Source organism: Pseudomonas sp. GM24, assembly GCF_000282235.1.
Taxonomy (GTDB): domain Bacteria; phylum Pseudomonadota; class Gammaproteobacteria; order Pseudomonadales; family Pseudomonadaceae; genus Aquipseudomonas.
In genome coordinates, this window is record NZ_AKJR01000341.1 from 1 (window position 1) to 7,090 (window position 7,090).

Genomic DNA, 7,090 nt, shown 5'->3' on the forward strand with positions numbered 1-7,090 from the left:
CGAAACCTACATAACTCATTGAATATCAAGGAGTTTTCCGTTTCGACTGCGCCGGAAGTGGGGCGAATTATAGACATCTGAAATCTGCCGTCAACACCTATTTTCATAATTCTGTCACATCAGTCAAAAATCCCCGAAAACGCGAAGGCCGACCCCAAGGGGTCGGCCTTCGCTGCACTGCCCTACTTACAAGCTAGGAAAGGCGAACTGCGAAGCCTCATGGCTCGCCCGTTGCGGCCAGCGCTGGGTGATCGCCTTGCGACGGGTGTAGAAGCGCACACCGTCCGGACCATAGGCATGCAGGTCGCCAAACAGCGAACGCTTCCAGCCGCCAAAGCTGTGATAAGCCACCGGCACCGGCAGCGGTACGTTAACGCCAACCATGCCGACCTCGATCTCGTCGCAGAACAGGCGCGCCGCTTCACCGTCACGGGTGAAGATGCAGGTGCCGTTTCCGTATTCGTGATCGTTGATCAGTTGCATTGCCTCTTCCAGACTGTTCACACGAACGATGCACAGTACCGGGCCGAAGATCTCTTCTTTATAGATGCGCATCTCTGGAGTGACGTTGTCGAACAGGCAGCCACCGAGGAAGAAGCCTTCTTCATGACCGGCCACGCTGAAACCACGACCGTCGACCACCAGAGTCGCGCCCGCTGCCACGCCGTCATCTACGTAACCGCTGACTTTGTCGCGCGCCTGACCGGTCACCAGTGGGCCCATGTCCAGACCGCAAGAAGTGCCGGCACCGATTTTCAGCGCTTGGATCTGTGGAACCAGTTTCGCCACCAGAGCATCCGCCACCTGGTCACCCACACACACAGCGACCGAAATCGCCATGCAGCGCTCGCCGCAGGAACCGTAGGCCGCGCCCATCAGTGCGCTGACCGCGTTGTCCAGATCGGCATCCGGCATCAACACTGCGTGGTTCTTCGCGCCGCCCAGTGCCTGAACGCGTTTACCGCGCTTGGTGCCTTCGGCATAGATGTATTCAGCGATCGGCGTCGAACCGACAAAGCTCAGCGCTTTGACTTCCGGCGCTTCGATCAGCGCGTCTACTGCAGTCTTGTCACCGTGAACCACGCTCATCACGCCTTTCGGCAAACCGGCTTCCAGCAGCAACTGTGCGATCAGCAGTGTCGAGCTTGGATCGCGCTCGGACGGCTTGAGGATAAAGCAGTTGCCGCAGACGATCGCCAACGGGTACATCCACAGCGGCACCATGGCCGGGAAGTTGAACGGGGTGATCCCGGCAACGATGCCCAGCGGCTGGAAGTCCGACCATGCGTCGATGTTCGGGCCGACGTTGCGGCTGTACTCGCCCTTGAGGATTTCTGGAGCTGCGCAAGCGAACTCGACGTTCTCGATACCACGCTTCAGTTCACCGGCGGCGTCTTCCAGGGTCTTGCCGTGTTCTTCGCTGATCAATTGCGAGATGCGCGCTTCGTTCTGCTCCAGCAGTTGCTTGAAGCGGAACATTACCTGCGCACGTTTGGCCGGTGGCGTGTTGCGCCAGGCCGGGAACGCTGCCTTGGCGGCATCGATGGCTTTCTGGATGGTTGCCTGGCTGGCCAGTGGCAGCTTGTGGATAGCCTGACCGGTAGACGGGTTGAACACATCAACTGCGCGACCGTTCTCGGTCACCAGTTCGCCATCGATCAAATGCGGGATAACGCTCATCGAAAAACTCCTGAATTCTTGTCCGCAGACGCCCACGAGGGGCGCCGGCTGTTTGTACTTATATATAGAGGGAAAAATCAGTCGAGCTTGTTCAGCACTTCGCCGACCGCATCGAACAGACGATCGAGGTCTTGCGGCTTGCTATTGAAGGTTGGGCCGAACTGCAGGGTGTCGCCGCCGAAGCGCACGTAGAACCCGGCTTTCCACAGGGCCATGCCCGCTTCGAACGGACGCACGATGGCGTCGCCGTCACGACCGGCAATCTGGATCGCGCCGGCCAGACCGAAGTTACGGATGTCGATAACGTTCTTCGAACCTTTCAGGCCATGCAGCGCGTTTTCGAAATGCGGTGCTACTTCAGCGACGCTCTGCACCAGATTTTCCTTTTGCAGCAGATCGAGCGCTGCCAGGCCAGCGGCGCAAGCCACCGGGTGCGCCGAGTAGGTGTAGCCGTGCGGGAATTCCACCGCGTACTCAGGGGTCGGCTGATTCATGAAGGTCTGGTAGATCTCGGAGCTGGCAATCACCGCGCCCATCGGGATCGCGCCGTTGGTGACTTGCTTTGCGATGCACATCAGGTCCGGGGTCACGCCAAAGGTGTCAGCGCCGAACATGTTGCCGGTACGGCCGAAACCGGTGATCACTTCGTCGAACACCAACAGAATGCTGTGCTGGTCGCAGATCTCGCGCAGACGTTTCAGGTAACCCTGCGGTGGCACCAGCACGCCGGCGGAACCGGCCATAGGCTCAACGAACACAGCGGCGATGTTCGAAGCGTCGTGCAGTTCGATCAGCTTCAGCAGCTCATCGGCCAAAGCGATACCGCCCTGCTCCGGCATGCCACGGGAGAAAGCGTTGCTGGCCAGCAACGTGTGCGGCAAATGATCGACGTCCATCATCGCCTGACCGAACAGCTTGCGGTTACCGTTAACGCCGCCGAGGCTGGTGCCGGCGATGTTCACGCCGTGGTAGCCACGGGCACGGCCAATCATTTTGGTTTTGGTCGACTGCCCCTTCAGGCGCCAGTAGGCACGGACCATTTTCACCGCGGTGTCAGCGCACTCGGAACCGGAGTCGGTGAAGAACACATGGTTCAGATTGCCCGGGGTCAGTTCGGTGATTTTCTCAGCCAGCTGGAACGACAATGGGTGGCCGTACTGGAAGCCCGGCGAGTAATCGAGGGTGCCCAACTGCTTGGAGACCGCTTCCTGAATTTCCTTGCGGGTGTGGCCGGCGCCGCAGGTCCACAGACCGGACAGCGAGTCGTATACCCGGCGGCCCTTGTCGTCGATCAACCAGCTGCCTTCGGCGCCAACGATCAAACGCGGATCGCGCTGGAAATTGCGGTTGGCGGTGTACGGCATCCAGTGCGCGTCCAGCTTCAGTTGGCTGGCCAGTGGCGACGGCGCGTTTTCAGGCATGTTCATCGGGCAAAACCTCGCAGGGCATAAGCGTCAGGGAGATAAAAAGCGTTGTTGCAGCTAAATTGCCACGCGGATAAAGTCGGTGAAATCCAACTCTTCTAACCTTCAGTTAGAACTTTGCTAAACAATGAGAACAATAAGATGAGCAGCCGCCGCCCCGATCCGCTGGCCCAGGTCAGTGACTTTGATATCCGCTTGCTGCGGATTTTTCGCAGCGTGGTGGAATGCGGCGGGTTCTCGGCAGCGGAGACGGTGCTCGGCATCGGTCGCTCGGCGATCAGTCAGCAGATGAGCGATCTGGAGCAGCGCCTCGGTTTGCGTTTGTGCCAGCGTGGGCGCGCCGGGTTTTCGCTGACCGAAGAAGGTCGCGAGGTGTATCAGTCGGCGCTGCAACTGTTAAGTGCGCTGGAAAGCTTCCGCACTGAGGTCAACGGCCTGCACCAGCATTTGCGTGGCGAGTTGATCATCGGCCTGACCGACAACCTGGTCACCCTGCCCCACATGCGCATCACCCACGCCCTCGCGCAATTGAAGGAGCGCGGGCCGGATGTGCAGATCCAGATCCGCATGATTGCGCCGAATGAGGTCGAACAAGGCGTGCTCGATGGGCGCCTGCATGTCGGAGTGGTGCCGCAGGCCAGTGCGTTGTCGGGCCTGGAATATCAGCCGCTGTACAGCGAACGTTCGCTGCTTTACTGCGCGGTGGGTCATCCGTTGTTTTATGTCGATGACAAACAGCTCGATGACGAACGCCTTAACAGTCAGGACGCGATCGCGCCGACCTTTCGTTTGCCGGCGGAGATTCAGGCGCATTACCAGGCGCTTAATTGCACGGCCAGCGCTTCCGACCGCGAAGGCATGGCATTCCTGATTTTGACCGGACGCTACATCGGTTACCTGCCGGATCACTACGCCAGCCTCTGGGTGCAGCAAGGTCGTTTGCGTGCGCTGAAATCGCAAACACGTTTCTACGACCTGAGCCTCGCATCGGTCACGCGCAAGGGGCGGCGCCCTCATTTGGTGCTGGAAAGCTTTTTGGAGAGTCTGGCGGCAACGCGTTGAAAATCCTCCGAGGCCCACCAGCGTTGGGCCTTAGCAACAAATTCGACAAATAACCTGAGCAAGTGGACAGCTTTTTGCAAAGCAGGATCAACCTCGATCCTTCAACAAGAAGCCTTAAGCCATGCAGCCAGATTCCGCACCGTCCAGCGACCTGATCTACGGCCTCGACGACCGCCCCAAACCGCTTGCCGCGACACTCGCGGCGCTGCAACACGTGCTCGCCAGTTTCGTCGGCATCATCACCCCGCCATTGGTGATCGGCTCGGCCCTCGGGCTGACCGCGCATTTGCCGTACCTGATCAGCATGGCCTTGATGGTTTCGGGCGTCGGCACCTTTATTCAGGCGCGGCGGCCATTCGGGATTGGCGCGGGAATGATCTGTCTGCAAGGCACCAGTTTTGCTTTTCTTGGTGCGGTGCTGTCGGCGGGGTTTCTGGTCAAGCAACGTGGCGGCAGCCCGGAAGACATTCTGGCGATGATCTTCGGTGTGTGCTTCTTCGGCGCAATCGTGCAGATCGTCCTCAGCCGCTTCATCGGCCAGTTGCGCAGAGTCGTCACACCGCTGGTGACCGGGATCGTCATCACCCTCATCGGCATCAGCCTTATAAAGGTCGGCATCACCGACCTGGGCGGTGGCTTCAATGCGCCGGACTTCGGTGCGCCGGGCAATCTGGCGTTGGGCGTGTTTGTGTTGCTGACGATCATTTTGCTTAACCGCTCGAACACGCCGTGGGTGCGCTTGTCGGCGATCATCATTGGTTTGGTGTTCGGCAGTCTGGCCGCGTGGTTCAGTGGGAAACTGCTGCCGCAACCGTTGCCTGACTTACCGCTGGTGAGTTTTCCTACGCCGTTCAAGTTTGGCTTCAGCTTCGACTGGACGGCTTTCCTGCCGGTCGCGCTGATTTATCTGATCAGCACCATCGAAACCGTCGGCGACCTCACCGCCAACTGTATGCTCGCCCGCCAGCCAATCAGCGGCCCTTCTTATATAAGCCGCCTGCGCGGCGGCGTACTCGGTGATGGTGTCAGTTGCATGATCGCAGCGACCTTCAGCGCCTTCCCCAACACCACGTTCGCGCAGAACAACGGCGTGATCCAGTTGACCGGCGTCGCCAGCCGCTACGTCGGTTTGTACATCGGCGCGATCCTGTTTTGTCTCGGTATGTTCCCGATGATCGGCGCGGTGCTGCAACAGGTTCCAAAGCCGGTACTCGGTGGCGCGACCCTGGTGATGTTCGGCGCGGTGGCCGCTGCCGGCGTGCGCATCCTCGCGCAGTCGCCGCTGGATCGGCGCAGCATGTTGATCATCGCCACGTCGTTCGGCGTCGGCCTGGGCATTGCCGCGCAACCGAACCTGCTGCACTTGTTGCCGAAACTGGTGCAGAACCTGTTTGATTCGGCGATCACCAGCGGCGGCCTGACCGCCATCATCCTTTGCCTGCTGCTGCCGGAGTCGAAACCCGAGGCCGCAGAAGTGCACGCGCCGCTGAACAAGATCGAACAGGCGTAACGGTTTTATCGCGCAAAGACTTGTCGGATGCCTGTGGGTGCGCTATCAACGCAACTGGTTGCACCCACAGACAAACCCGGAAGTGCCTATGACCTTTGAAGTCCCAGCCCATGGCGGCAAACCCGCCAGCCGCATTCGTCAGAAAAACGAAGAGACCATTCTCAAAGCCGCCGAAGACGAGTTCGCCCGTCACGGGTACAAAGGCACCAGCATGAACACCATCGCCCAGAATGCCGGGTTGCCCAAGGCGAACCTGCATTACTACTTCACCAACAAACTCGGTTTGTACGTGGCGGTGCTGAGCAACATCATCGAGCTGTGGGACAGCACCTTCAACACACTCACGGCCGAGGACGATCCGGCCGAAGCGCTGACCCGCTACATCCGCGCCAAGATGGAGTTCTCCCGTCGTCAGCCGCAGGCGTCGCGAATCTTTGCGATGGAAGTGATCAGCGGCGGCGAATGTCTGACCGAATATTTCAATCAGGATTACCGCGCCTGGTTCACCGGCCGCGCAGCGGTGTTTCAGGCGTGGATCGATGCGGGCAAAATGGACCCGGTCGATCCCGTGCACTTGATCTTCCTGTTGTGGGGCAGCACTCAACACTATGCCGACTTCGCCACGCAGATCTGTCGCGTCAGCGGTCGCAGCAAGTTGACCAAGCAGGATATGGAAGACGCCGGCAACAACCTGATCCGCATCATTCTCAAAGGCTGCGGCCTCACTCCTTCTCTATAAGACGTTTATGCCTTTCACCCTCAGCGGTTTTTGCGAGTACCGCGAAGAGATTCGCAAAAGCCGCTTTATCACCTTTGCCACGCCGATCGGCAGCCCTGCCGATGCTCAGGCGTTTTTTGAACAGCACAGCGATTTCAACGCCTCGCACAATTGCTGGGCGTGGAAACTCGGCGATCAATACCGCAGCAATGACGACGGCGAACCGGGCGGCACGGCCGGGCGTCCGATTCTGGCGGCGATCGAAGCGCAGGATTGCGATCAGGTCGCGGTGTTGGTGATCCGTTGGTACGGCGGTATTCAACTCGGCACTGGGGGATTGGCCCGTGCCTATGGCGGTGGTGCGAACAAGTGCCTGCAGACAGCGGCAAGGGTCGAGTTGATCAGCCGCGTGCCGCTGAGTTGCGCCTGCGGGTTTGCCGAGTTGGCGTTGGTGAAGTTGCGGGTTGCGGACTTGGGTGGATTGGTTGTGGAGGAGAACTTCACGGCGAACGGCGTTGAGTTGAAGTTGGCTGTGGGCGAAGCGCAGATCGAGGTCTTGCAAACGCAGCTAGCCGATTTGAGTCGTGGGCGGATTTTGCTTCAACGATAAAAGATCAAAAGATCGTCCGATCGCGGCCCGAGCGTTGCGCAGTTCCTACATTTGAAATGCGTTCCCCTGTAGGAGCTGCCGAAGGC

6 protein-coding genes are annotated in these 7,090 nt (G+C 59.4%); 4 read left to right on the plus strand and 2 right to left on the minus strand.

What is annotated here, in order from left to right:
• Positions 1-186: 186 nt before the first annotated feature.
• Complete coding sequence (locus tag PMI23_RS28045) at positions 187-1,680, minus strand: CoA-acylating methylmalonate-semialdehyde dehydrogenase (RefSeq protein ID WP_007914733.1); 1,494 nt, start codon at positions 1,678-1,680, stop codon at positions 187-189.
• Positions 1,681-1,757: 77 nt separating this feature from the next.
• Positions 1,758-3,107 (minus strand): aspartate aminotransferase family protein, encoded by a 1,350-nt coding sequence (locus PMI23_RS28050; protein ID WP_007914732.1) that lies wholly within the window; start codon positions 3,105-3,107, stop codon positions 1,758-1,760.
• A gap of 138 nt (positions 3,108-3,245) precedes the next feature.
• Here PMI23_RS28050 and PMI23_RS28055 point away from each other — a divergent pair, with 138 nt between their 5' ends.
• The 4 genes from PMI23_RS28055 (at position 3,246) to PMI23_RS28070 (ending at position 7,004) form a co-directional block, all read left to right on the plus strand.
• A complete protein-coding gene (locus PMI23_RS28055; protein WP_007914725.1) occupies positions 3,246-4,166 on the plus strand; it encodes a LysR family transcriptional regulator in 921 nt (306 codons plus the stop codon).
• Positions 4,167-4,287: 121 nt separating this feature from the next.
• Positions 4,288-5,676 (plus strand): uracil-xanthine permease family protein, encoded by a 1,389-nt coding sequence (locus PMI23_RS28060; RefSeq protein ID WP_007914723.1) that lies wholly within the window; start codon positions 4,288-4,290, stop codon positions 5,674-5,676.
• Between the two features lie 88 nt (positions 5,677-5,764).
• A complete protein-coding gene (locus PMI23_RS28065) occupies positions 5,765-6,415 on the plus strand; it encodes a TetR/AcrR family transcriptional regulator (RefSeq protein WP_007914719.1) in 651 nt (216 codons plus the stop codon).
• 7 nt (positions 6,416-6,422) lie between these two features.
• Positions 6,423-7,004: an IMPACT family protein gene (locus PMI23_RS28070; RefSeq protein WP_007914717.1), complete on the plus strand. Its 582-nt coding sequence runs from the start codon at positions 6,423-6,425 to the stop codon at positions 7,002-7,004.
• Positions 7,005-7,090 lie beyond the last annotated feature (86 nt).